Source organism: Rhizobium sp. JAB6 (assembly GCF_003024605.1).
GTDB lineage: Bacteria > Pseudomonadota > Alphaproteobacteria > Rhizobiales > Rhizobiaceae > Rhizobium.
The window spans coordinates 831462-856192 of the sequence record NZ_PYJQ01000009.1 but is presented as its reverse complement, the minus strand read 5'-3'; the positions used below and the strand labels follow the sequence as shown (position 1 = coordinate 856192).

Sequence of the window (24731 nt, the reverse complement as noted above, 5' to 3'; positions counted from 1 at the left end):
CGGCTCTCAAATCGTCGGACAGGAATTTTGCATCCGTTCTCACCCCGGAGGGGGCTTTGATATGAACATCTCCAGATTCTTTGTCGATCGCCCGGTCTTTGCCGGTGTTCTTTCGGTCCTCATCGTGGTCGCCGGCCTGATCGGCCTCAGAGCGCTGCCGATCTCCGAATATCCGGAGGTCGTGCCGCCGTCGATCGTCGTGCGCGCCACCTATCCGGGCGCCAACCCGACCGTCATCGCCGAAACGGTGGCGACGCCGCTCGAAGAGCAGATCAACGGCGTGGAGGGCATGCTCTACATGTCCAGCCAGGCGACATCGGACGGCGTTCTCAACGTGACGGTCACCTTCAAGCTCGGCACCGATCCGGATAAGGCGCAGCAGCTCGTGCAGAATCGCGTTTCGCAAGCCGAGCCGCGCCTGCCCACGGAAGTCCGTGCCCTCGGCATCACGACCGTCAAGAGCTCGCCCGACTTCATCATGGTCGTCAACCTCGTCTCGGACGGGGCAGACCACGACATCACCTATCTGCGAAACTATGCGACCCTGAACATCAAGGATCGGCTTGCCCGGATCGAGGGCGTCGGACAGGTGCAGGTCTTCGGCGCCGGCGACTATTCCATGCGCGTGTGGATCGATCCGCAGAAGGCGGCCGAGCATAATCTTGCCGCCAGCGACATCAGCAATGCGATCAGCTCCCAGAACGTCCAGGCCGCGGCTGGCATCATCGGTGCCTCACCCAGCCGGCCGGGCGTAGATCTGCAGCTCAACGTCAATGCTCAGGGCCGCCTGCGCACACCTGAGGAGTTCGGCAACATCATCGTCAAGACGGGCGCCAATGGCGAGATCACCCGCCTTCGCGACGTCGCTCGTGTCGAGCTCGGTGCGGAAGACTACACGCTGCGTTCGCTGCTCGACGGCAAGCCGGCCGTCGCCGTTGCCGTCCTCCAGGCGCCCGGTTCGAACGCGATCGAGATCGCGAACAACGTGCGCTCGACCATGAATGTGCTGCAGCAGGCCATGCCGGCGGGCGTCAAGTACGAGATCGTCTACGATACGACGAAATTCGTCCGCGCCTCGATCGAGAAGGTGATCGACACGCTGCTCGAAGCCATCGCGCTCGTCGTCCTCGTCGTCATCCTGTTCCTCCAGACATGGCGCGCCTCGATCATCCCGCTGATCGCCGTTCCAGTATCGATCATCGGTACCTTTGCGGTGATGTATGTCTTCGGCTTCTCGATCAACGCGCTTAGTCTGTTCGGCCTGGTGCTGGCGATCGGTATCGTCGTGGACGATGCGATCGTGGTGGTCGAGAACGTCGAACGCAATATCGAGAGCGGGCTCAGCCCGCGAGACGCCACCTACAAGGCCATGAAGGAAGTCTCCGGACCGATCATCGCGATCGCGCTGGTCCTCGTCGCGGTCTTCGTGCCGCTCGCCTTCATCTCCGGCCTGTCCGGCCAGTTCTATCGCCAGTTCGCACTGACGATCGCCATCTCGACCGTCATCTCGGCCTTCAACTCGCTCACCCTATCCCCGGCACTGGCGTCCCTGCTCCTGAAGGGCCATCATGCGCCGAAGGATCGGTTAACGAGGGTCATGGACGCGGTCTTCGGCTGGTTCTTCCGTGGCTTCAACCGGGCGTTCGGAGCAGGTTCGAAGTACTACGGCAAGGGCGTCGGCCGGCTGGTGTCGCGCAAGAGCATCGTCATGGTGGTCTATTTCGCGCTGGTGGGAGCGACCTACAGCCTATTCACAACGGTTCCAGGCGGTTTCGTGCCGTCGCAAGACAAGCAGTATCTGATCGGCTTCGCACAGTTGCCGGATGCCGCAAGCCTAGACCGTACGGAAAGCGTGATTAAGCGCATGACTGATATCGCGCTGAAGCAGCCGGGCGTCGCCAATGCGATCGCCTTCCCGGGCCTGTCGATCAACGGCTTCACCAATTCCTCGAACGCAGGCATCGTTTTCGTAACGCTGAAGGACTTCGATGAGCGTAAGACGCCGGACCTTTCGGGCGGGGCGATCGCCATGGCACTGAACCAGAAGTTCGGCGCCATCCAGGATGCCTTCATCGCCATGTTCCCACCGCCGCCGGTCAATGGTCTCGGTACGACAGGCGGCTTCAAGCTGCAGATCGAGGATCGCGCCGGCCTCGGCAACCAGGCGCTCGACCAGGCGGCCAAGGCAGTGATTGGCAAAGCTTACCAGACACCGGAACTCACCGGCATCTTCTCGAGCTTCCAGATCAACGTGCCGCAGCTCTTTGCTGATCTCGACCGCGCCAAGGCCGAGCAGCTCGGAGTCTCCGTCACCGACGTCTTCCAGGCGCTGCAGATCTATCTCGGTTCGCTCTATGTGAACGACTTCAACGCCTTCGGCCGCACCTACAGCGTCCGCGTGCAGGCCGATGCCAAGTTCCGCGCTCAGCCGGAAGATATCGGCCAGTTGAAGGTTCGTTCGGCATCGGGTCAGATGATCCCGCTTTCAGCCCTGCTGAAGGTGAATGCCACGACCGGTCCTGAACGCACGAACCGCTATAACGGCTTTCTGGCGGCCGACATCAATGGCGGCCCGGCGCCCGGCTACTCGTCGGGACAGGCACAAGCAGCCATCGAGAAGATTCTGCATGAGACGTTGCCCCCCGGTATAGACTTCGAATGGACTGATTTGACCTATCAGCAGATCCTGGCTGGCAATTCCAGCGTCGTCGTCTTCCCGCTGGCGCTGCTTCTGGTCTTCCTCGTGCTGGCCGCCCAATACGAGAGCCTGACCTTGCCGCTCGCCATCATCATGATCGTGCCGATGGGTGTCTTGGCGGCGCTGACCGGCGTCTGGCTGACGGGTGGAGACAACAACATTTTCACCCAGATCGGCCTGGTGGTGCTCGTCGGTCTATCGGCAAAGAACGCGATCCTGATCGTGGAATTCGCCCGCGAGCTGGAATTCGAGGGCCGCACCCCGGTCCAGGCGGCGATCGAAGCCAGCCGCCTGCGTCTGCGCCCGATCCTGATGACCTCCATGGCCTTCATCATGGGTGTCGTGCCGCTGGTCACCTCGACCGGTGCCGGTTCCGAAATGCGTGCTGCCATGGGTATCGCGGTGTTCTCGGGCATGATTGGCGTGACCTTCTTCGGCATTTTCATGACGCCGGTCTTCTACGTGCTGATCCGCAGCGTCACGGGCAATCGTCCGCTGAAGCAGCACCCGCATAACGATAACGAACATTCGGCGGAGGTACTCCCGATCGCCGCCGAATAGGGCCGTGCCGAGACTTAACTCCAGTACTCGACATGCCAGGGCGGGACCGAAAGGCCCCGCCTTTTCTATGTTTATATTTTCGCATAGCTAATTCCTCCCTATTTCGAAGAATTTGCTGCGCGGCCGCCGATTTCCTTTGCATGCTGGCACCAGAGGTTTATCAAGCTGTTGGAGGAGTTGACTGACGTACATCGGGCGGGGAGGCGCCCGTGGAATTTGGGAGTTGAGGCCATCGTAACCGGAAGATTCTCGGCTCATCCGCACGGCGAAAAGGCTCTGTTATTTTTTCGGTGTCCGATGCGTTCCAATTCGGAGGATAGTTTATGCACGGCAGGAAGATAGCTTTTCTCGGAACGGGATTGATGGGCGCACCCATGGCGCGGCGGCTGCTTGCCGCCGGTTTTACGGTGGCCGTCTGGAATCGCGACCGGAGCAAGGCCGAACCTCTGGCTGCCGATGGTGCGACGGTTGCCGATACTGCTGTCGAGGCTGCGCGAGGAGCATCCGTTCTTTTCACCATGCTGACGAATGGCGGCGCCGTTGGCGAAATCCTGTTCGGCAGCGGTGTCGCCGATGTGCTGGAGGCTGGAACGATCGTGATCGACAACAGCTCGATATCGCCGGCCGTTGCCCGCGAGCACGCCTTCAAACTCGCCGAGCGCGGCATCCGGCATATCGATGCGCCGGTCTCCGGCGGCGTGGTGGGAGCGGCCGCCGGGACGCTGGCGATAATGGCTGGCGGCGATGGCGCTGTCATCGATAGCGTTCGTGATATCATGGCGCCGCTCGGACGTGTAACCCGCGTCGGCCCCAGCGGTACCGGCCAACTCGCAAAGCTCGGCAATCAGCAAATCGTCGCCGTCACCATCGGCGCGGTCGCGGAAGCGATGCTGCTGGTGGAGGCCGGCGGCGGTTCGCGCGAGGCGTTTCGGGACGCCATTCGCGGCGGCTTTGCGGAAAGCCGGATTCTGGAGTTGCATGGTCAGCGCATGATCGAGCGCAACTTCGAGCCGGGCGGCACTGCCCGTAATCAATTGAAGGATCTCGATACGGCGCTGGCGGCGGCCCAGAATCTGTCGCTTCATCTGCCGCTGACCGAAGCCGTCCGAGCCGAGTTTGCAGAATTTGTCGAGAATGGCGGCGGCGAGCAGGATCACAGCGGTTTGCTGCAGCATCTGGAAGACAAGAATGCCCGAGGAAAGGCTTGAGAAAGAGATGAGCGATAAGGGTGCATCCAAGCGTCGCCTGCGGTCGCAGGACTGGTTCGACAATCCCGATCATATCGATATGACGGCGCTTTATCTCGAGCGCTTCATGAACTACGGCATCACGCCGGAGGAGTTGCGCTCCGGCAAGCCGATCATCGGCATTGCCCAGAGCGGCAGCGATCTTACGCCCTGCAACCGTCATCATCTCGATCTTGCGAAGCGCGTGCGCGACGGCATTCGCGATGCAGGCGGCATTCCGATCGAGTTTCCGACCCACCCGATATTCGAGAACTGCAAGCGTCCGACGGCGGCGCTCGATCGCAATCTCGCCTATCTCGGTCTCGTCGAAGTGCTCTACGGCTATCCGCTCGACGGTGTCGTGCTGACCACCGGCTGTGACAAGACCACGCCCTCGGCGCTGATGGCGGCTTCGACCGTCAATATACCGGCGATCGTTCTCTCCGGCGGTCCGATGCTCGATGGCTGGCATGAGGGCGAGCTTGCCGGCTCCGGCACGGTGATCTGGCGTTCGCGCCGCAAGCTGGCGGCGGGCGAGATCGACGAGGAGGAGTTCATGGAGGCTTCCCTTGCCTCGGCGCCTTCGATCGGCCATTGCAACACGATGGGGACCGCCTCGACCATGAATGCCATGGCCGAAGCGCTCGGCATGTCGCTGACCGGCTGTGCCGCCATTCCCGGCGCCTATCGCGAGCGCGGTCAGATGGCTTACCGCACCGGACGGCGGGCCGTGGAACTGGTGCTGGAGGATATCAGGCCCTCGGATGTGCTGACGCGCGAAGCCTTCCTCAATGCCATAAGGGTCAATTCGGCCATCGGCGGCTCCACCAATGCGCAGCCGCATCTCGCCGCCATGGCCAAGCACGCCGGCGTCGAGCTTTATCCCGACGACTGGCAGGTACATGGCTTCGACATTCCGCTGCTCGCCAATGTGCAGCCGGCGGGCGCGTATCTGGGCGAGCGCTTCCATCGCGCCGGCGGCGTTCCGGCCGTCATGTGGGAGCTGCTGCAGGCCGGCAAGCTCGACGGCGGCTGTCCGACCGTCACGGGCCGGACCATGGCGGAGAACCTGAAGGGCCGCGAGGCGACCGATCGCGATGTCATTCGTCCTTTCGCCGAGCCGCTGAAGGAGCGCGCCGGCTTCCTCGTTCTCAAGGGCAATCTCTTCGATTTCGCCATCATGAAGATGAGCGTCGTCTCGGAAGAGTTCCGCAGCCGCTATCTGCAGGAGCCGGGGCACGAGGGGGTGTTCGAGGGGCGGGCCGTGGTCTTCGATGGATCGGAGGATTATCACAAGCGCATCAACGATCCCGATCTCGGTATCGACGAAAGGACCATTCTCGTCATTCGTGGCGCCGGGCCGATCGGCTGGCCGGGATCGGCCGAGGTCGTCAACATGCAGCCACCCGACGCGCTCTTGAAGCGGGGTATCCGCAGCCTACCGACGATCGGCGATGGACGTCAATCCGGTACTGCCGACAGCCCTTCGATCCTCAACGCGTCGCCGGAAAGCGCGGCCGGTGGCGGCCTTGCCTGGCTCAGGACTGGCGACATCATCCGCATCGATTTCAACCAGGGACGCTGCGACATGCTGGTGGAAGAGGCGGAGATTGCACGCCGGAAGGGCGAGGGTATTCCGGCGGTGCCGGCGGATGCGACGCCGTGGCAGCGCATCTATCGACGTTCGGTCACGCAGCTTTCCGATGGAGCGGTGCTCGATGGCGCTGCCGATTTCCGCGGCATCGCTGCCAATCCGCCCAGGCATAATCACTGACAGGCATGGCGGGCGCAGGGATTGGGGGCGCTGCTGTTAATTTGGGTAGCTTGCATAGCCATTAAAGTTCGCGAAAGGGAGTAGTGCAACTATCATTGGCTGCGGTTGGCTAGTCTCTTCAGTTTCCGAAGGGGGTGGAGCTCTTTGGCAGGGACGACATCAGGGCGAAGCGAAGAAGAGTTCCAGGACCTTTTAAGAAGGCTGGAGCTGGCGCTGGAGGCATCTCAAATCGGCGTTTGGCAGCATAATGTCAACGAGCAGGAACTGCTCTGGGACCAGCGGATGCACAAGCTCTACGGGACCGGACTCCAAGAGCGCCGGGTCTCGTCGGACGTCTGGATGAACGCCTTGCATCCGCAGGATGTCGAAAGGGCCATCCAAGACTTCGATACCGCGCTGGCCAGGAAGGGTTTCTATAACTCCCAGTTCCGCATCATCCTGCCGGGAGGCGAGGTGCGCCATCTGCGTTCGCGCGCGCATTACTATGAAGATGCCAAGGGGGCGCCTTCCTTCATCGGCGCGGAGTGGGACGTCACTGCCGACGTTCAGCTCAATCGGGAGCTGTCCGATCAAAAGGCTATCGCCGAAGCGCGTGCCGTTGCGTTGGAGCATAGTCGCGCGCGAATAGAGCATGCCGCCGATCACGATTATCTTACGGGTCTTCCGAACCGCCGCTATTTCGACCGCCGTCTGGCCGAGCTGCGCAACGACGCCTCTGTCGCAACCTTGGCGATACTCCATATCGATCTCGATGGATTCAAGGAGATCAACGACAAATGGGGCCATGCGGCCGGCGATGCCACGCTGCAAAGCGCGGCTGCGCGCATTTCAGGAGCGATCACCCCCAATGACGTCGTTGCCCGGATCGGCGGCGACGAATTCGTGGCGGTGCTGGTCAATATCGGCAGTATCGAAAGGCTCCAGGCGATCGCCGACGATATTTTATCGCGCTTGCGCCGGGAAGTGCGTTTCGGCAACGAGATGCTGAAGATCGGCGCATCCATCGGCGTGGCGGTAGGCGAGACGAGCGGCACCGGCAATCTTCTGGCGGAATCCGACGTCGCCCTTTTTCAGGCCAAGAAACTCGGCCGCAACCGCGTGGAGTTTTTCACGCCGCAGCTCCAGTCCGACCTGCATGCCGAGCGACGTCTGGCCGACGAGTTGCGATTGGCGCCGATGCTGCGGCAGATCGAACCCTTCTATCAGATTCAAGTGAATGCGCAGACCCGCCGCATCGTCGGACTGGAGGCGCTGGCGCGCTGGCGCCACCCGGTAAGGGGGTTGCTCAGTCCCGTTGCCTTCCTCAAGGTCGCCGATGAATATGGAGTCACACCGGAGATCGACGCGGCGGTGTTGAAGCGCGCGTTGGCGGATCGGGCGGCCTGGGCTTCGCGGGGACTTTCGCCGCCCCGCATCGCGGTCAACATCTCCGGCCGCCGCCTTGCCGATCCAGATCTGATCGATGGATTGCGTGCGCTCAGAATACCGCGTGGCGCCATCGCCTTCGAACTGGTGGAGACCATCTTTCTGGATGAGCCGGACGAGGTGGTGCTTGCCAATATCGCTGGTATCAAGGCGATGGGGATCGATATCGAGATCGACGACTTCGGCTCGGGTCATGCTTCGTTGATCGGGCTCGTCAAGCTGAAGCCGAAGCGGCTGAAGATAGACCGGCAGCTGGTGACCGCCGTAACAGTGTCCGAGGAGCAGCGTCGCCTTGTCGGCTCGATCGTTGAAATCGCCCGCGCATTGAATGTCGAGGTGGTCGCCGAAGGGGTGGAGACCGAGGATCATGCGCGCGTTCTGGCCGAGGTCGGCTGCGATGAGCTTCAGGGCTATGCCATCGGCTATCCTTCTTGCGAAAGCGAGACCGCGGCTTTGCTGAAATCTGCCGAACCACCGAGCCGGAGCTGATCCTCGGCCGATGGTTGGGTTCCATGCTATTGGATCTGCAGGGCGATGATCAGAGCGTAGCTGATGGCGCCAAGCGCCAAAAGCGATAGCGTCGCTGCCGCGATCACCCTGCCGCCGGCATGGGCGACGGAGCGGATGTTCACCGACAGGCCGAGAGCCGCCATGGCGATGACGGTGAGAACGCCGGAAACCGTTTGCATAGGCGCCACCAATGCATCGGGAATGAGCCCGAACGAGCGAAGTGCCATAAGTCCTAGAAAGCCGCAGATGAACCAGGGGACCAGCGAATGATGATCGCCGTGGCGATCGTCCGGCGCTGTCGTCTCGGTCTTGGTGAGGATGCCGAGCAGAAAGATGACCGGGCCCAGCATCAGAACGCGCACCAGCTTGACGAGCGTGCCGGTCTGGACGGCGAGCAGGCCGACAGGGGCGGTCGCCGCCAACACCTGCGGCACGGCATAGACCGTCAGTCCGGCGAGAGTTCCGTATTGCGGCGCGCTCATGCCGAAGTGGAAATAAAAAAGCGGCAGCAGAAATACGGCGGCAATGCCGAGCACGGCGGTGAAGGCCAGCGCGGCGGCGATCTCCTGCGAGTCAGCCTCGATCACCGGCGCCACGGCGACGATGGCGGAATTGCCGCAGATCGAGTTGCCGCAGGCGATCAACGTTGCAAGCTTCGGCGGCAGGTCAAGCGCCCGGCCGATGAAATAGGTGACGGCGATCGACAGCACGACGACGATGGCGATGCCGGCGATCAGCCAGATACCGGCGCCGCGGATCGCCGAAAGGCTGATGGAGGCGCCGAGAAGGACAATGGCGATTTCCAGAAGGAGTTTGGCACTGAAATCGATGCCCGGCTTCATGGCCGGCTTTAGCGGCTTGATCGTGCAGACGACAATCCCAAGGGCGATGGCAAGCACCAGGCTTTCGATCCACCGCCCGCCGAGAAGACCGGTTTCCACGTGTTCGGCGGCGTAGGCCAGAAGCGCTATCGCCGAGCTGAGCGCGAGGCCGGGGAGAATTTCGTTTGTGCGTTGAGCCAGAGACATCGCGTGCCGTCATTCGTTTCTGATGATTCCTAACGGTTGGAAAGTCTCATCTGCCGATGTCGACATCCATCGAATATTATCCTATGTATCATTCGATAAATTAGAATGATTTCCCATGACCTTCGAACAGCTCGCAATTTTCGTCGCCGTTGCCGAACGAGAACATCTGACCAATGCCGCGGAAGCCATCAACCTGACGCCTTCCGCCGTCAGTTCGGCGATCAAAAACCTTGAGGCTTATTACGGCGTGGAGCTGTTTCATCGCGTCGGCCGACGGATCGAGCTGACAGAGACGGGCCGATCCTTCCTCGGAGAAGCGAGGGCGACGCTCGCGCGCGTACGCTCGGCGGAACTCATGCTGTCCGAACTCGGCGGATTGCAGCGCGGCCGGCTCAGCCTCTGTGCAAGCCAGACCATCGCCAGCTATTGGCTGCCACCCTTGCTGATGCGGTTTCGCCGCGATTATCCCGGCATCGAGCTGGATCTCACGATCGGCAATACCCGCACCGTCACCGAGGCGGTTATCGACGGTGCGGCCGAACTGGGTTTCATCGAGGGTGAGGTGGATGCGCCGGCGCTGTCGATGAGGATCGTTGCGCAGGATGCGCTTGTCATCGTCGTCCCGCCGCGCCATCCCTGGGCGGACGGACGTAACCTCACCGCCGCCGAGCTCGCAAGCGGAACATCCTGGGTGATGCGGGAGGAGGGGTCGGGTACGCGTTCCGAATTCGAGAATGCGGTTGCCAGGCTTGGCGCTTCGCCGCGCGATCTCGACGTGACGCTGGTCCTTCCTTCCAATGAGGCAGTGCTCTCCGCAGTCTGCGCGGGGCAAAGCGCTGCCGCCATTTCCAGTGCCGCGGCAAGAGCTTATCTCGGACAGGGGCTGCTGGTTCAGGCCACCTTCGACCTCCCCGCCCGCAGTTTCCGACTGCTGCGCCACAAGGAACGGCATGCGAGCAAGGCCGCCCAGACGCTGGAGGCGATGTGCAAGGGCTGAATAACGGCGAACCTGTTATCGCCGCTCTACCCGTTGCCGGTTGGCGATAATGAGCTCGATCTCGTTGCGCTCCAGCATGGCGCGAATGTCTGCCGGCGGTTGTTCGTCCGTCACCAGAACGTTGAAATTTTCCGGCTCATTCAAAACGATCGGCGCACTGCGGCCGAACTTGGCACTATCGGCAACGATGATGCAGTTTTCGGCGCGGCCGGCCGCTTCCCGCGAATATTCCGCTTCTTCCAGATCGTGCAGCATGAAGCCCGAGGCAGCGTTGATGGCACCGACCGAAAGAATCGCGTGGCGCACATTGAAGCGGCGCAGGAAATTGGCCGCTTCCATGCCGAAGGTGCCGCCATCGTGACCGCGCAGTTCTCCGCCCGCAAAGAAGACGCGGTTGCCGTTGCGTGTGGCAAGCGCATGGGCAACGGCGACGGCATTGGTGACGACGAAGAGATTCTGATGTTTCTGCAGGGCCGCGGCGATGAAGGCGGTAGTCGAACCGACGTCAAGGAAGAGCGCATCGCCATCTTCGATCATCGCGGCGACCGAGGCGGCGATCATCCGCTTGGCTTCCGCATTCTCGTTCATCCGCAGATGCAGCGGCGGCTCGATCATCGAATCCTTGATGTGGACCCCGCCATGCACCTTGGTCACGAGCCCGTTGGCCTCAAGGCTGCGGATATTGCGGCGGATGGTTTCTTCGGAGACGCCGAGCCGTTCGGCCAGGAATTGTATGCGGCTTGCGCCGCCGGCAAGGCGCAGCTCTTCCAGAATCTCGCGCTCGCGATGGTTGGAGTGCAGCGGTGGCTGGGATGTGCCCGGCATGATTCCTGATCCTGTTGTGGGTATCGATCCCAAATTTTCGGGCCTCCGACCGGCTAGTTCGGTTGCCGCAGGGGCCATAATGCGCGCAACCTTTGTCCGGTTGCCTCGCGCCTGAGTTTTTTATGGCAAATCTCACCTATGGTGAAGCGCAGTCTTCAGAATATCCATAGTCATCCGATGGGAGTTGGCTCCTCGATTCCAACAAAAAGCCAAACATTCGTTTCATTTTGTGGGTCGCATCTTGACAGCATTGCGTTTGTGAGGAACTTTTCAGATCCGAAGGATGCTCAGCAGCAGGACCGGAGGGGGAATGACTGCGACGGCGGAAGACTGGATACATTCTCTCAGCATCTGGAACGGGCCGATCGACATCGAACCGCTTGTCGGCGGCATTACCAATCGCAACTATCTGGTCGGTAATGACGGTCGTCGCTTCGTCGTGCGGCTCGGATCGGACATTCCCGTTCACCACATCAGCCGCACAAACGAGGTGGCGGCAAGCAGGGCTGCACATGCCGCCGGTCTTTCGCCTGCAGTCGTTCACCACGAGCCCGGCATACTGGTGCTGGATTATATCGATGCAAAACCGCTGTCCGCCGATGATATAAGAAATCCATCCGTGATGAGCCGGGTCGTGCCGCTTGTCCGGTCCTGTCATCGGGACGTCGCCCGGCATTTTCGCGGACCGGCGGCCATCTTCTGGGTCTTTCATGTGGTCCGGGACTATGCGGCTCTTCTAAAGGACGGCGATAGTCGCCACGAGCCGCGGCTGACTTCCTTTCTGGATATTGCCGAGCGGCTGGAGCGCGCAGCCGGACCTTTCGAAATCGCCTTCGGCCACAATGATCTGCTGGCGGCGAATTTCCTCGATGACGGCAAACGGCTCTGGCTGATCGATTGGGATTATGCCGGTTTCAACACGCCGCTTTTCGATCTTGGTGGCCTTGCCTCCAACAATGAATTCTCGGAAGCGCAGGAAGAGGCGATGCTGGAGGCTTATTATGAAGCTCCCATTGGCGACGGTCTGCGTCGGCGCTATCGGGCGATGAAATGCGCTTCACTGCTGCGTGAGACGATGTGGAGCATGGTTTCGGAAATCCATTCCGACATCGAATTCGATTATTCTTCCTATACAGCTCAAAATCTCAGGCGCTTCGAAAGCGCCTGGCAGGATTTTCGCAATTCTTGAGGTGAGATGATGAAGGAACTGCCTGCTACCGCAAAGACCGTCGTCATCGGCGGCGGCATTATCGGCTGCTCGACCGCTTACCATCTCGGTAAACTCGGCTTTACCGATACCGTGTTGCTGGAGCGCAAGAAGCTGACCTCGGGCACCACGTTCCATGCCGCCGGACTTGTCGGCCAGCTGCGCACCAGCGCCAATATCACGCAGATGCTCGGCTATTCCGTCGATCTCTACAAGAAACTCGAAGCGGAGACGGGGCTTGCCACCGGCTGGAAGATGAATGGCGGCCTGCGCCTTGCCTGCAATGAGGAACGCTGGACGGAGGTGAAGCGGCAGGCGACGACGGCGCAATCCTTCGGCCTGCAGATGTATCTTTTGACGCCGCAGGAGGCGCGGGATCTCTGGCCGCTGATGGATGTCGACGATCTCGTCGGTGCCGCCTTCCTGCCGACCGACGGGCAGGCCAATCCCTCGGATATCACGCAGGCACTGGCGAAGGGCGCCCGCATGAGCGGTGTCTCGATCTTCGAGGATACCGAGGTTCTCGATCTGGAAATCGACAAGGGCCGGATCCGCGCTGTCATCACCGAGAAAGGCCGCATCGAATGCGAGCGCGTCGTCGTCTGTGCGGGACAATGGACACGGACATTTGCAAGCCGCTTCGGCGTTAACGTGCCGCTCGTCTCGGTCGAGCATCAATATCTCATCACCGAATCCTTCGGCGTGCCCTCCAACCTGCCGACATTGCGCGATCCGGACCGGCTGACCTATTACAAGGAAGAGGTCGGCGGGCTGGTCATGGGCGGCTATGAGCCCAATCCCATCCCCTGGGCGCTCGACGGCATTCCGAAGGATTTCCACTACACGCTGCTCGACAGCAATTTCGATCATTTCGAGCAGATCATGGAGCAGGCGCTGGTGCGTGTGCCCGCGCTGCAGACGGCCGGCATCAAGCAGCTGCTGTGCGGGCCGGAGAGTTTTACCCCCGATGGCAATTTCATTCTCGGCGAGGCGCCGGAGCTGAGGAATTTCTTCGTCGGCGCCGGCTTCAATGCCTTCGGCATCGCCTCGGCGGGCGGGGCCGGTATGGCGCTTGCCGAATGGGTTGCCAAGGGCGAGCCGCCCTACGATCTCTGGCCTGTCGATATCAGGCGCTTCGGTCGCCCGCATTTCGACACCGACTGGGTGCGCACGCGGACGCTGGAAGCCTATGGCAAGCACTATACCATGGCCTGGCCGTTCGAGGAGCATTCCAGCGGCCGGCCCTGCCGCAAGTCGCCGCTCTATGATCGCCTGAAGGCGCAGGGAGCCTGCTTCGGCGAAAAACTCGGATGGGAGCGGCCGAACTGGTTTGCCGATCTCTTTGCCGGCGAGGAGCCGAAGGACGAGTACACCTATGGACGGCAGAACTGGTTCTACGCCGTCGGCCGGGAACATAAGGCGGTGCGCGAGGCGGCCGTCATTTTCGACCAGACCTCCTTTGCCAAATTCGTGCTGAAGGGCAGGGATGCCGAGGCGGCGATATCCTGGATCGCTTCCAACGACGTCGCCAAGCCTGTCGGCGCCCTGACTTACACCCAGATGCTCAACGACCGTGGTGGCATCGAATGCGATGTCACGGTCGCCCGCATTGCCGAGAACGAGTTTTACATCACCACCGGCACGGGCTTCGCGACCCATGACTTCGACTGGATCGCCCGCAATATCCCGCCGGAAATGCATGCCGAATTGGTGGACGTGACCTCGGCCTACTCGGTCCTGTCGCTGATGGGGCCGAAGTCGCGGGAGATATTGCAGGCCGTGACCTCGGCGGACGTTTCCAACGCCGCATTTCCCTTCGGCAAGGTTCGCACCGTCGGTATCGCCGGCTGTCCTGTCCGGGCGCTGCGCATCACCTATGTCGGCGAACTCGGCTATGAGCTGCATGTGCCGGTGGAATATGCGGCCACCGTCTATGACGTCCTGATGGCCGCCGGCCGCGAGCACGGCCTTATCAATGCCGGCTATCGCGCCATCGAAAGCTGCCGGCTGGAAAAGGGCTATCGCGCCTGGGGCTCGGATATCGGGCCGGATCACACGCCTGTCGAAGCCGGGCTTGCCTGGGCGGTGAAGACGAAAAAGGATATTGCATTTCGCGGCAGGGAGGCGATCGAGCGGCAGCTGGCGTCCGGCGTGAAGAAGATGCTTGCCTGCTTCGTGCCCGACGATCCCGAAACCGTGTTGCTCGGCCGCGAGACGATCTATCGCGACGGCCAGCGTGTGGGCTGGCTGTCGAGCGGCGGCTACGGCTACACGATCGGCAAGGCGATCGGCTACGGCTATGTCCGCGATCCCGGCGGCGTGACGGAGGATTTCGTGCTTTCGGGGCGCTATGAGCTTGATGTCGCGCAGAGCCGCGTGCCATGCCAGGTGTCGCTGAAGCCGCTTTATGATCCGCAGATGGTACAGATCAAGGGGTGACTGGAGAAGGTGATTACGGGCTATCTCCTTGATAATGGTGGTCTGGGGCTTTATGAACCTTTGCTAGCGTCGCAATGAGGGCCAGGTGCGGTGAGAAGCTTTTTCGATGCAGCAAGGCTGCTGCTTGCCGACCTGGCCTCCAGCCTGTTTTTCGTCGTTTTGCTGTCATTGACGCATAATGCGACCCTGTCGGCATGCTTGGCGATCATGCTTGGTCTTCTCCAAATCGGAATTCAGTTCATTCGAGGCAAGCCTATCGACGCTATGGAGTGGCTGAGCCTTTTTCTGGTCATTGCCGCCGGCGCGGCAACACTGTTGACGGATGATCCACGCTTCGTGCTGTTCAAGCCGAGCGTCATCTATTCGATTGTCGGCGTCGTGATGCTCAAGCGCGGTTGGATGAATCGGTATCTGCCGGCCATCGCGCGGTCGGTCGCATCGGACGTCGCCACCTATGTTGGCTTCGCCTGGGCTGGCCTGATGTTCGTGTCTGCTGCGCTCAATGCTTTCGTTGCGATCGCCTTTGATCTATCCACATGGGCGGTCGTGATGACGGCCTTCGGCATCGGCAGCAAAGTGGTGCTGATGCTGGCCGGATTTGCTGCGATCCGACTCACGGTGAGGCGACGGGTGCGCGCCATGCCTGACGCCGAACGCAACGCTTTGCTGATCTCGACGGGCGTGAGGACGCAATCGCTAGCAACGTCCGCTTGAGCCTATCGCCTGCTCGGCAGATCCCAAGCGCGATAAAGGCTATTGAGCGCCTCCGCTGTGTGGCATTCCACCATTGGCAACCCGCATTCCTGGAGGATTTTTGCATATTTAGCGCCGCTGTTGCGGGTCTTCACGAGTATCCAGTGAATCATTTCCCATTTAACGCTGTCCTTGGCGCCTTCGAGATGGCCTGCGCGATCTGAGCGGTTGATCAGGGTCCGCTTCAGATAGCGGGAAAAGCGCAGCCAATGATTGGAGGTGATGAGAATGGCGCCCGTAGCGCGGGCCAAACGTTGCGGCATCAGACGCGTATAATTGCCTTCCATAATCCATTGGTCGCCCAGACTCGCCGCGTCGTGAAGCGCAGCGAATTCCGCTTCAGGGCGCTGTTGCCAATCGGTATGGGGGAGGTGATGAAGCTGATCTAGGTGTATAGCCGGAAAACCCAGCTTTTTAGAAAGGGCGACGGCCAGGGTTGATTTGCCGGCATTGGAAGGGCCGAGCACAACGATGCGCTCGCCAAGGGAATGCAAGGGAAGCATGAGACACCGGTCGGAAAATTGAGATGGCTTCCATTGGCGGAAGCGAGTGGCCTTGTCAATGTTTGCGTGTCCTGCCGTTATTACTACGTCATTTACGAGACAACCTGGAGGCAGGCCACACCACTTCCAAAAACTGTGATCTCTCTTGCGCAGCCTCTGCCATTTTCTTGACACGCCGGCTCTTTCATTCTCAATCGACATGCTGGCAACAGACGGAGGCCCGAGACGATGGCTGAGGCGAACATAAAGCTGGAGGAGAGCTGGAAAGAGGCGCTGTCTCCGGAGTTCGAAAGCCCCTACATGCAGCAGCTCAAGGCTTTTCTCGTCGAGGAAAAGCAGCGCGGCAAGGTGATCTTTCCCCGGGGCAGCGAGTATTTCCGGGCGCTGGATCTGACGCCGCTCGACGAGGTGCAGGTGGTCATTCTCGGGCAGGATCCCTATCATGGTTTCGGGCAGGCACACGGGCTCTGCTTCAGCGTGCGCCCCGGCGTGCGCATTCCGCCATCGCTGGTCAATATCTACAAGGAACTGGAAACCGATCTCGGCATCCCGCCGGCGCGCCATGGCTTTCTGGAAAGCTGGGCGAAGCAGGGCGTGCTTCTGCTTAACAGCGTGCTGACGGTGGAGGAATCCCAGGCCGCGTCGCATCAGGGCAAGGGCTGGGAGCGCTTCACCGACGCCGTCATCCGCAGGGTCAACGACGAATGCGATGGCGTCGTCTTCATGCTCTGGGGCTCCTATGCGCAGAAGAAGGCCGCTTTCGTCGATACCGACCGCCATCTGGTGCTGAAGGCGGCGCATCCTTCGCCGCTGTCGGCCCATAACGGCTTCCTCGGCTGCCGGCATTTCTCCAAGGCCAATGCCTATCTGGCCGAGCATGGCCGGGATCCGATCGATTGGGCGCTGCCAAGCAATCCGGATGCTCAGTAAGGCGCTTGATCCCAGGGGTTGACGATTAAAGCGCCGGTGTCGTCGAAATCGCCGATGTTGCGGGTGACGACGATGAGGTCATGAACGATCGCCGTTGCCGCGATGATCCCATCGGCGTCACCACGCGGTCGCTGTGCCGCGATACGTCCCCATTCGACCGCAATCTGATCGGTAATGGGAAGAATGCGATTGCGGTGATCGTGCCGGAGCTTGCGCAACCATTCTTCCAGATGTGTTGCGGTACGCGGGTCCGATTTTCGCTTGAGCGCAATCCCGCGCATGATCTCTCCAAGTGTGATGACACTCAGATAGATAGTGGAGGGATCGACCGAGCGCAGCCACGTAATCGCTTGGGAATTGCCGCGCCGGATTTCCGATACGACATTGGTATCGACCAGATACATCAGAAAAGAACATCCCGGCTTGGCGTTTTATCTCGCTTAGATACGGCCTCAGCCATTTCGTTGTCCCAAGCCGGCCCCGCCAGTAGATCATCGGCAAGGCTTGGTTTGCCAGCCAGAAGTGCATCATAGTCTTCGGCAGACAGAACGACCGCCGCGGGCTCGCCGCGCAAGGTGACGATTTGCGGCCCTTCGCTGCGGGCTTTCTGTACGACTTTGGAAAACTGGTTCTTTGCATCCTGCAATGGCCAATTCATCGAATCCCCGCTAGCTAGACTGTCTAGCTTAAAAGGTAATGCTGCTCCTGTTTAGAAGCAAGAGATGAAGGGCGACACGGTGTTTGTGTGAACGATTAGAATTTCTCGTTCACTCATTGAAGACAATCCGTTTGGCTATTGAGGGCTATCGAAACGCGGCCGACAAGACCATCTTTGCCCATGAGAAATGCCTGCCGGTGCAGGCGAGACAAGGGGTTTAAGATGCTCAACCAGATCAAAGGTCTTCACCACGTCACCTCGATGGCGGAAGACGCCCGGACCAACAACAAGTTCTTCACCGATACGCTCGGCCTTCGCCGCGTCAAGAAGACGGTGAATTTCGACGCTCCCGATGTCTATCACCTCTACTATGGCGACGAAATCGGTACACCCGGCACGATCATGACCTACTTCCCGTTTCCGAAGATGGCGCGCGGCCGCCCGGGCACCGGTGAAGTCGGCAATACGGTCTACTCCATTCCGGAAGGCGCCATCGGCTATTGGACCGAACGGCTTGGCCAACACGGTGTCCAGGGCCTGAAGGCCGACGAATCCTTCGGCCAGAAGCGCCTGCATTTCGCCGGCCCCGACGGCGATGGCTTCGCGCTCGTCGAGGTCAAGGACGACAAGCGTCAGCCCTGGACGCATGGCGGCGTCGATGCCGAACATGCCATCCGAGGCTTCCACTCCGTTGCCATGCGGCTCAGGGATGACGGCGCTACTGCCGAGCTGTTGAAGTACATGGGCTATGAGGTGGTCGATACGCATGACGGCATCAAGCGGCTTGCCATTCCCGGCGGCAACGGTGCCGATTATGTCGACCTCGAAACCATGCCGGACATCAACCGGGCGCTGCCGGGCGCCGGCTCCGTCCACCATGTCGCCTTTGCCGTCGAGAACCGCGCAAAGCAGCTCGAAGTGCGCCAGGCGCTGATGGATACAGGCTATCAGGTCACTCCGGTCATCGACCGCGACTACTTCTGGGCGATCTACTTCCGCACGCCGGGCGGTGTGCTGTTCGAAGTCGCCACCAACGAACCAGGCTTCGACCGCGACGAGGATACGGCCCATCTTGGCGAAGCACTGAAGCTGCCCGAACAGCATGCGCATCTGCGTGGCCTGATCGAGCAGCATCTCGAGCCGCTGGAAGGCTAACCCGGGAGAGATATCATGACCGATACGACTTATGTGCACCGGCTGAAGGCCGGTGCATCCGGCAAGCCTATTTTCTTCACCTTCCACGGCACCGGCGGCGACGAGAACCAGTTCTTCGATTTCGCCGCTCGCCTGCTGCCGGATGCAACCATCGTTTCGCCGCGCGGCGATGTCTCGGAATATGGTGCGGCACGTTTCTTCCGCCGGACGGGCGAAGGCGTCTATGACGTGGTCGATCTTGCCCGGGCGACGGAAAAGATGGCGACGTATGTCTCGGAACTGGCGGCGGAATATGGCGCGTCGCAGGTTATTGGCCTCGGCTTTTCCAACGGGGCGAACATTCTTGCCAATGTGCTGATCGAGCATGGCAATCTCTTCGATGCGGCCGTGCTGATGCATCCGCTGATTCCGTTCCAGCCGAAGGATAATGCAAGGCTGGAGGGCAAGCGCGTGCTGATCACGGCGGGCGAACGCGATCCGATCGCACCCGCACCGGTCACGAAAACGCTTGCCGATTACTTTATGCGGCAGAATGCCGAGGTCACGCTCGAATGGCATCCTGGCGGGCACGATATTCGCCCCAACGAAATCGAGGCAATCCGCGGTTTTCTTGCGCCCTACGCTTAGGAACCCGCGCTAAACACCGGCTGCGCGGCAGAGACTTGCTGCGCAGCCTTCTATTTGCCGATCAGGCGCATCATCGCCTTTGCCTGTGAGGCAGCCGCGCGCCGAGTCTCCTGATCGATATAGTCTGTTCCGCAGAAACGGTTGAGATTGGCGAAATCCATACTGTCGGGTAGCGCATGCCTCGTTTCGGCAATGACTATGCGCCACGCGCAGCCGAGCATCTTGTCGGGTTGGATCGCCTCGTCGCAGCCCGTGCTGAGGCACAAAGCGACATGTTTCTGTGCCCGATACCCGCCCGCAATGGCCTCCTCGTAATCGACCTTCCAGTTATCGCGTGTATGCTCACAGCGGGCCGTATTGCTGCTCTGGCTGCATTGCGCCGTCTTGTCGATATAGGTTTGCGCCGGCGGCCATAGCGGACCGTCGGCCAGGCTGACGCAGCCGCATGCAAACAAGGTGGCCGACAGCAGGTGCAATTGATTCTCCTTCGATGAAGCCGCCAGAACCGTAGAGCGATCGTAAAGATGTGCAAGATCAATGTGATCTTGCTAACACCAACGGGAGGCGGTGCGCCTCAATTGGCCGCAGCGAGGCGTGACCTTCCTGCAACCTTCACCATCTTCCAGCAGCCGCGACGCGCAACGGCGCAAGCTTTGCTTGTGGGCATCGCCGTCGCCCGCTAATGCTCTGCCGCTAGAGGGCGGAGGATTTCATCGTGACGCTGGCGGAACAGCAGCAATACAGGTTGGGCGTGATTTATGTGGCGCTTTCGGCGCTCGCCTGGTCGACGTCCGGTCTCTTCGTGCGTGCGATCCACGCCGACCTCATGACCATCTTGTTCTGTCGCGGAATCGTGTCCGGTTTCGGCGTCTTTGCATTGTTTTTCTACATCGAACGCCGCAACGCCTTTCGCATTCTGCGCTCCATGCGCGGCCCTTCATTGGCGGCGACGGTTTTTTCCACCGCCTCGATGATCAGCGGCATCGGCTCGATCTATTATACCTCGGTCGCGGATGCGATGGTCATCTATGCGACGGTGCCTTTCGTTACGGCCGGGGTCGCTTTTCTCTTCATTGGCGAGCGTCCGAATATGAGGACGCTGATTGCCAGCGGCGTCGCGTTTATCGGCGTGCTGGTCATGCTTTCCGGACATGGGGCAGGAGATGCGAGCGATGGCGGAAGCTGGCTCGGCAAGGGGCTTGCCGCCATCATGACGCTGACGGTCGCCGGTCTTGCGGTCGTCATGCGCCAGCACCGCAATGTGCCGATGCTGCCGGCCATGGCGCTTTCCGCCTGGCTGTGCTCCTGTGTTACCTTCTGGTTTGCTTCGCCGCTTTCGATCTCCGGCCAGGATCTCGGCTTAATCGTCGCCTTCGGCATCATTCAGAATGCCATGGGTCTTAGCCTCTATACCTTCGGCTCGCGGCTGGTGCCGGCCTCGGATGCAGCGCTGCTGACGGCCCTTGAGGTGCCATTGACACCGCTCTGGGTCTGGATGGTCTTTGCCGAGCGTCCGTCGATGGCGACACTCATCGGCGGGCCGATCGTGCTCGCCGCGCTTTTCGGACATATCCTATTGGAAATACGGCGGAATCGTGCGGTGGCAGCAGTGGGTGGGCACTGACGGACTTGCCCCTTCCATTACAAAATGCTGATATCGGCACGGTCATAAGGAGTCGGAATCGATGAAAAAGGTCTTCAATCCCGCATCTGTCCGCCGCCCCTTCGGCAATTACAATCACGGCCTGCTGGTGCCGCCGGGCGCCAGCCTTCTCGTTACCTCCGGCCAGCTTGGGATCAGTCTGGATGACCGCATCCCGCATGACGTCACGGCCCAGGCCGAGATGTGTTTCAAGGCGATCGGCGCTATCCTCGAGGAGGCCGGCATGGGATTTGCCGACGTCATCCGCATCGCCGGCTTCATCACTACGCGCGAGGATTTTCCCGCCTACATGGCCGTGCGCGATCGTTACGTCCATAATCCCGCACCGGTCTCCACGCTGCTGATCGTCGGCGGGTTTACACGGTCCGAGTTTCTGGTCGAGGTCGAGGTTACGGCGGCGAAGGTGATGTGATCTTAGCCGTAGGCCGCCTTATCGGGTTGGCCTTGCCGATCTGCGGAGATACATATGACGCAGAATATCTACGACGATCCAGGTTTCTTCGAAGGCTATAGCCGCCTGCAGCGCTCCATCAACGGACTGGCGGGTGCCGCCGAGTGGCCGGCGATCCGTGCCTTGATGCCGGACATGAACGGCCTCGAGGTCGTTGATCTCGGCTGCGGTTTCGGATGGTTCTGCCGCTGGGCGGCCGAACAGGGCGCAGCCAGCGTGCTTGGACTGGATGTCTCCGCAAATATGCTGGAACGTGCCCGGGCGGAGACGGCGGATGCGCGTATCCGCTATGACCGTGCCGATCTCGAGAAACTTCAGCTTCCGAAAACGAGCTTCGATCTCGTCTACAGTTCGCTCGCCTTCCATTATGTCGAAGGCTTTGCCGGATTGCTGACAACGATTCGGCACGCGCTGAAGCCGGGCGGTCGGCTGATCTTTTCGATCGAGCACCCGATCTATATGGCGCCCCGGCGGCCAGAATGGCTCGACGATGCTGACGGCGGCAAGATCTGGCCGCTCAGTGCCTATCAGATCGAGGGGCCGCGCGTGACGAACTGGCTTGCCGAAGGCGTCGTCAAGCAGCATCGCACCATGGGCACGACGCTCAACCTCCTGGTTAAGTCCGGTTTCATCATTGCCCATGTCGAAGAATGGTCGCCGAGCGACGAGGATCTTGCAGCCCATCCGGACTGGGCAATCGAGCGGGAGCGGCCGATGTTTCTGCTGATTTCCACCCGGACCTGAGGCGTGCTTCGGCATGCCGTGGTGGCCCAGAACGACGAGTCGATCTGTTTTTCTTTTTGTTGATAGATTTTATAGAAAATTAATTGCTCGTGAAGGCATACTTCCGCAAAATGTCGTTTCTTGAGGCGCATCCTTCCCAACGATAGTGTGAGCTATCGGCGCGATTTAGGGAAGAGTGCGATGAACATGAAAACTTCCGTGGCAATCGAGAAGGCGGTGCCTGTCGCCGATCCCGATATTGCGCGCACCGAGTTTCGCAATGCCATGGCACGGATGGCGGCGGCGGTTAACATTGTCACCACCAACGGCCCCGCGGGGCTCGCCGGCTTTGCCGCGACCGCCGTCTGCAGCGTCACGGACAGCCCGCCGACCCTGCTCGTCTGCCTCAATCGCGGCGCTTCCGTTCATCCCGCCGTCACCCAAAACGGCGTGCTTTGCGTCAATGTGCTGTCGGAAGCGCATCAGGACCTGTCGCGGCTTTTCGGCGGCAAGACCCCGGTTGCCGAGCGCTTCGCCGGTGCCTCCTGGTCGGAACTATCGACCGGTGCGCCGGTGCTTGAGGATGCTCTGGTTTCGTTCGATTGCCGCATCGTCCGCCAGGCCGACGGCGGAACGCATGATATCCTGCTCTGCGAAGTCGATGCTATCCGTCAACGTGACTCGGGGCAGGGGCTTATCTATTTCGACCGGGCCTATCATCCTGCGGGTCGGGCCGAGTAAACCCGGCATTTTCATTCACGTCAGAAAGGTCTCGATCGCTTGCAGGACCTGGGCCGGACGCTCCCGATGCGGCGAATGTCCGGTGTCCGGCAGGATATAGGAAGATCCGCGTCCGGCCGCGATCCGGCGAGGATGAGCCTCGGAGCCATATTCGTCACGCTCCCCGTGAATGGCGAGCACCGGGCAACGGAGCTTCTCAAGAGCCGGATCGAGCGACCAACCGGCGCGTTCGGGAGCGAGCCACGTATCGATCCATGCATGCAACACCCAATCGGTCTTGCTGCCGTGATATTTCTCAAGCCGGGCGAAAGTCTCGGCCGATTTGAAGTCCTGCTGCGCGATCCTGATGCCGTGCAGGGTTCTCTCTTCCACGAAAGCCTGTGCGGCGATGGTGATGACGGCCTGGCAGCGCTCGCCAAAGCGCGCTCCCGTTTCAACCGCCATGCCGCCGCCGACGCTATGCCCGCAGGCGATGAACTCATGGATGGAGAATCGCTCGCATAGGAACGGAACGGCCTGCTCGGCCTCCTGAGCCACGAAATTCTGCTGCAGAAGGTCTGTACGAGCATCGGATCGACCGAAGCCCAGCCGATCATAGGCGATCACCTGCCGTCCAAGGGAATGGGCAAGCCGTTGCGGGAAATCTCTCCAGAGCGCGATGCATCCGAGGGAATCATGAAACAGGATGATCGGCGCCCGGGAAGTCTCGATATCCGGTCTCCAGGATTTGGCGTAACGCCGCCCGGCGGAGCTTTCGATCCAGTGTTCCGTTTCGAGGATGTCGGCCATTTTCGTCAATAATTTTCCTGATACCACTCGACGAAGCGCTTTACGCCCTCGTCGACTTCGATCTGCGGCTTGAAGCCCGTCAGCGCTATCAAGAGGTCCGGCACGGCATAGGTGTTGTGGACGTCGCCGGGCTGCATGGGTAGCATCTTGCGGATTGCCGGCTTGCCGAGCATAGCCTCGATGGTTTCGACGAAACTCATCAACCCGACCGGCTGGCCACCGCCGATGTTGACGACGCGGAAGGGCGCATTCTTCGACAAGGTGTCGATGACCGTCTCCGATACCACGCGGTTTTCTTCCGACGGCACGACGCCGATGAGGCGCACGATGCCTTCGACGAGATCGTCGATATAGGTAAAATCGCGGCTCATCTTGCCTTCGCCGTAGATCTCGATCGGCCTGTCGTTCTTGATGGCATCGACGAACTTGAACAGCGCCATGTCCGGACGGCCCCAGGGGCCGTAGACTGTGAAGAAGCGGAAAGCGGTCGTGGGCACGTTGAAGAGATGGGCGTAGCTGTGCGCCATCAGTTCCATGCTCTTCTTGGTCGCCGCATAGATCGTCATCTGCTCGTCGGCCTTGTCGCTTTCCGCAAAGGGGATCTTTTCGTTGGCGCCGTAGACGGAAGAGGTCGATGCTAATAGCAGGTGTTTCGGCTGCAGGTTTCTTGCCAATTCCAGGATGTTGAACGAACCGACGAGATTGGAATCGACGTAGGAGCGCGGGTTTTCGAGGCTGTAGCGTACACCGGCCTGTGCTGCGAGATGGACGATCACATCAGGCTCGGCGAGTTCGGCGGCGCGATCCAGCGCTGCCTTGTCTTCCAGCATGCCGGTCACGGCCTTGAAGCCGTTGGAGCGGGCGAGGATGGCCGTGCGCTTTTCCTTGAGCCTGACGTCGTAGTAGGGCGTCATGCCGTCGAAGCCGACGACGAAATGACCCTCGTCAAGCAGACGCCTGGCAAGGTGGAATCCGATGAAGCCGGCGGTGCCGGTGATGAGGTAACGCATTGATCGGCCTTTGCTTAAAAGCATTTCGAGGAAAGGTG

The 24731-nt window shown here is 60.6% G+C and carries 23 protein-coding genes; 15 read left to right on the top strand and 8 right to left on the bottom strand.

Going from position 1 to position 24731, the window contains the following annotated elements; translation table 11 throughout:
• Positions 1-61: 61 nt before the first annotated feature.
• The 4 genes from C7U61_RS14135 (at position 62) to C7U61_RS14120 (ending at position 8173) form a co-directional block, all read left to right on the top strand.
• Positions 62-3259 (top strand): efflux RND transporter permease subunit, encoded by a 3198-nt coding sequence (locus tag C7U61_RS14135; protein ID WP_106998671.1) that lies wholly within the window; start codon positions 62-64, stop codon positions 3257-3259.
• Positions 3260-3582: 323 nt separating this feature from the next.
• Positions 3583-4467 (top strand): NAD(P)-dependent oxidoreductase, encoded by an 885-nt coding sequence (locus tag C7U61_RS14130; RefSeq protein ID WP_106998670.1) that lies wholly within the window; start codon positions 3583-3585, stop codon positions 4465-4467.
• Between the two features lie 7 nt (positions 4468-4474).
• Positions 4475-6259, top strand: a complete 1785-nt coding sequence (locus tag C7U61_RS14125; protein WP_106999101.1) for an IlvD/Edd family dehydratase — start codon at positions 4475-4477, stop codon at positions 6257-6259.
• A gap of 144 nt (positions 6260-6403) precedes the next feature.
• Complete coding sequence (locus C7U61_RS14120) at positions 6404-8173, top strand: GGDEF domain-containing phosphodiesterase (RefSeq protein ID WP_106998669.1); 1770 nt, start codon at positions 6404-6406, stop codon at positions 8171-8173.
• Between the two features lie 26 nt (positions 8174-8199).
• Here C7U61_RS14120 and C7U61_RS14115 read toward each other — a convergent pair whose 3' ends face one another.
• Positions 8200-9222 (bottom strand): YeiH family protein, encoded by a 1023-nt coding sequence (locus tag C7U61_RS14115; protein ID WP_106998668.1) that lies wholly within the window; start codon positions 9220-9222, stop codon positions 8200-8202.
• 115 nt (positions 9223-9337) lie between these two features.
• Between C7U61_RS14115 and C7U61_RS14110 the strand changes: the two genes are divergently transcribed.
• Complete coding sequence (locus tag C7U61_RS14110; protein WP_106998667.1) at positions 9338-10219, top strand: LysR substrate-binding domain-containing protein; 882 nt, start codon at positions 9338-9340, stop codon at positions 10217-10219.
• Positions 10220-10234: 15 nt separating this feature from the next.
• Here the strand turns inward: C7U61_RS14110 and C7U61_RS14105 are convergent, their stop codons facing one another.
• On the bottom strand, positions 10235-11044 hold the full coding sequence (locus tag C7U61_RS14105; RefSeq protein ID WP_106998666.1) for a DeoR/GlpR family DNA-binding transcription regulator: 810 nt from the start codon (positions 11042-11044) through the stop codon (positions 10235-10237).
• Positions 11045-11354: 310 nt separating this feature from the next.
• Here C7U61_RS14105 and C7U61_RS14100 point away from each other — a divergent pair, with 310 nt between their 5' ends.
• The 3 genes from C7U61_RS14100 (at position 11355) to C7U61_RS14090 (ending at position 15404) form a co-directional block, all read left to right on the top strand.
• A complete protein-coding gene (locus C7U61_RS14100; protein WP_106998665.1) occupies positions 11355-12233 on the top strand; it encodes a choline/ethanolamine kinase family protein in 879 nt (292 codons plus the stop codon).
• 6 nt (positions 12234-12239) lie between these two features.
• Positions 12240-14690, top strand: a complete 2451-nt coding sequence (locus C7U61_RS14095) for an FAD-dependent oxidoreductase (protein ID WP_106998664.1) — start codon at positions 12240-12242, stop codon at positions 14688-14690.
• Between the two features lie 90 nt (positions 14691-14780).
• Positions 14781-15404 carry a septation protein IspZ gene (locus C7U61_RS14090; RefSeq protein ID WP_106998663.1) on the top strand — a complete coding sequence of 208 codons (624 nt, stop codon included), beginning with the start codon at positions 14781-14783 and terminating at the stop codon, positions 15402-15404.
• A gap of 2 nt (positions 15405-15406) precedes the next feature.
• Here C7U61_RS14090 and C7U61_RS14085 read toward each other — a convergent pair whose 3' ends face one another.
• Positions 15407-15946 carry an AAA family ATPase gene (locus C7U61_RS14085; RefSeq protein WP_106998662.1) on the bottom strand — a complete coding sequence of 180 codons (540 nt, stop codon included), beginning with the start codon at positions 15944-15946 and terminating at the stop codon, positions 15407-15409.
• A gap of 228 nt (positions 15947-16174) precedes the next feature.
• Between C7U61_RS14085 and ung the strand changes: the two genes are divergently transcribed.
• Positions 16175-16876: a uracil-DNA glycosylase gene (ung, locus tag C7U61_RS14080; protein WP_106998661.1), complete on the top strand. Its 702-nt coding sequence runs from the start codon at positions 16175-16177 to the stop codon at positions 16874-16876.
• On the opposite strand, the gene C7U61_RS14075 is transcribed toward ung, so the two are convergent.
• Both C7U61_RS14075 and C7U61_RS14070 read right to left on the bottom strand, forming a co-directional pair.
• On the bottom strand, positions 16870-17280 hold the full coding sequence (locus C7U61_RS14075; protein WP_106998660.1) for a type II toxin-antitoxin system VapC family toxin: 411 nt from the start codon (positions 17278-17280) through the stop codon (positions 16870-16872). The genes ung and C7U61_RS14075 overlap by 7 nt on opposite strands.
• Complete coding sequence (locus tag C7U61_RS14070; RefSeq protein ID WP_106998659.1) at positions 17280-17534, bottom strand: type II toxin-antitoxin system Phd/YefM family antitoxin; 255 nt, start codon at positions 17532-17534, stop codon at positions 17280-17282. The genes C7U61_RS14075 and C7U61_RS14070 overlap by 1 nt, the downstream gene beginning before the upstream one ends.
• A gap of 222 nt (positions 17535-17756) precedes the next feature.
• Here C7U61_RS14070 and C7U61_RS14065 point away from each other — a divergent pair, with 222 nt between their 5' ends.
• Together C7U61_RS14065 and C7U61_RS14060 are read left to right on the top strand one after the other, a co-directional pair.
• On the top strand, positions 17757-18689 hold the full coding sequence (locus C7U61_RS14065; RefSeq protein ID WP_106998658.1) for a VOC family protein: 933 nt from the start codon (positions 17757-17759) through the stop codon (positions 18687-18689).
• 15 nt (positions 18690-18704) lie between these two features.
• Positions 18705-19316, top strand: a complete 612-nt coding sequence (locus C7U61_RS14060) for an alpha/beta hydrolase (protein WP_106998657.1) — start codon at positions 18705-18707, stop codon at positions 19314-19316.
• 50 nt (positions 19317-19366) lie between these two features.
• On the opposite strand, the gene C7U61_RS14055 is transcribed toward C7U61_RS14060, so the two are convergent.
• Positions 19367-19792, bottom strand: coding sequence for a hypothetical protein (locus tag C7U61_RS14055; RefSeq protein WP_106998656.1), 426 nt, complete (start codon positions 19790-19792; stop codon positions 19367-19369).
• Positions 19793-20031: 239 nt separating this feature from the next.
• Here C7U61_RS14055 and C7U61_RS14050 point away from each other — a divergent pair, with 239 nt between their 5' ends.
• The 4 genes from C7U61_RS14050 to rutF all read left to right on the top strand — a co-directional run bounded on the left by C7U61_RS14050 (position 20032) and on the right by rutF (position 22894).
• Positions 20032-20940, top strand: a complete 909-nt coding sequence (locus C7U61_RS14050) for a DMT family transporter (RefSeq protein ID WP_106998655.1) — start codon at positions 20032-20034, stop codon at positions 20938-20940.
• Positions 20941-21001: 61 nt separating this feature from the next.
• Entirely contained in the window at positions 21002-21391 is a 390-nt protein-coding gene (locus tag C7U61_RS14045) for a RidA family protein (RefSeq protein WP_106998654.1), read from the top strand.
• A gap of 54 nt (positions 21392-21445) precedes the next feature.
• Positions 21446-22174, top strand: a complete 729-nt coding sequence (locus tag C7U61_RS14040; RefSeq protein WP_106998653.1) for a methyltransferase domain-containing protein — start codon at positions 21446-21448, stop codon at positions 22172-22174.
• A gap of 180 nt (positions 22175-22354) precedes the next feature.
• On the top strand, positions 22355-22894 hold the full coding sequence (gene rutF, locus C7U61_RS14035) for an NADH-dependent FMN reductase RutF (RefSeq protein ID WP_106998652.1): 540 nt from the start codon (positions 22355-22357) through the stop codon (positions 22892-22894).
• 15 nt (positions 22895-22909) lie between these two features.
• On the opposite strand, the gene C7U61_RS14030 is transcribed toward rutF, so the two are convergent.
• Complete coding sequence (locus C7U61_RS14030) at positions 22910-23683, bottom strand: alpha/beta hydrolase (protein WP_181315863.1); 774 nt, start codon at positions 23681-23683, stop codon at positions 22910-22912.
• 5 nt (positions 23684-23688) lie between these two features.
• Positions 23689-24693, bottom strand: coding sequence for an NAD-dependent epimerase (locus C7U61_RS14025; protein WP_106998650.1), 1005 nt, complete (start codon positions 24691-24693; stop codon positions 23689-23691).
• Between the last annotated feature and the right edge of the window lie 38 nt (positions 24694-24731).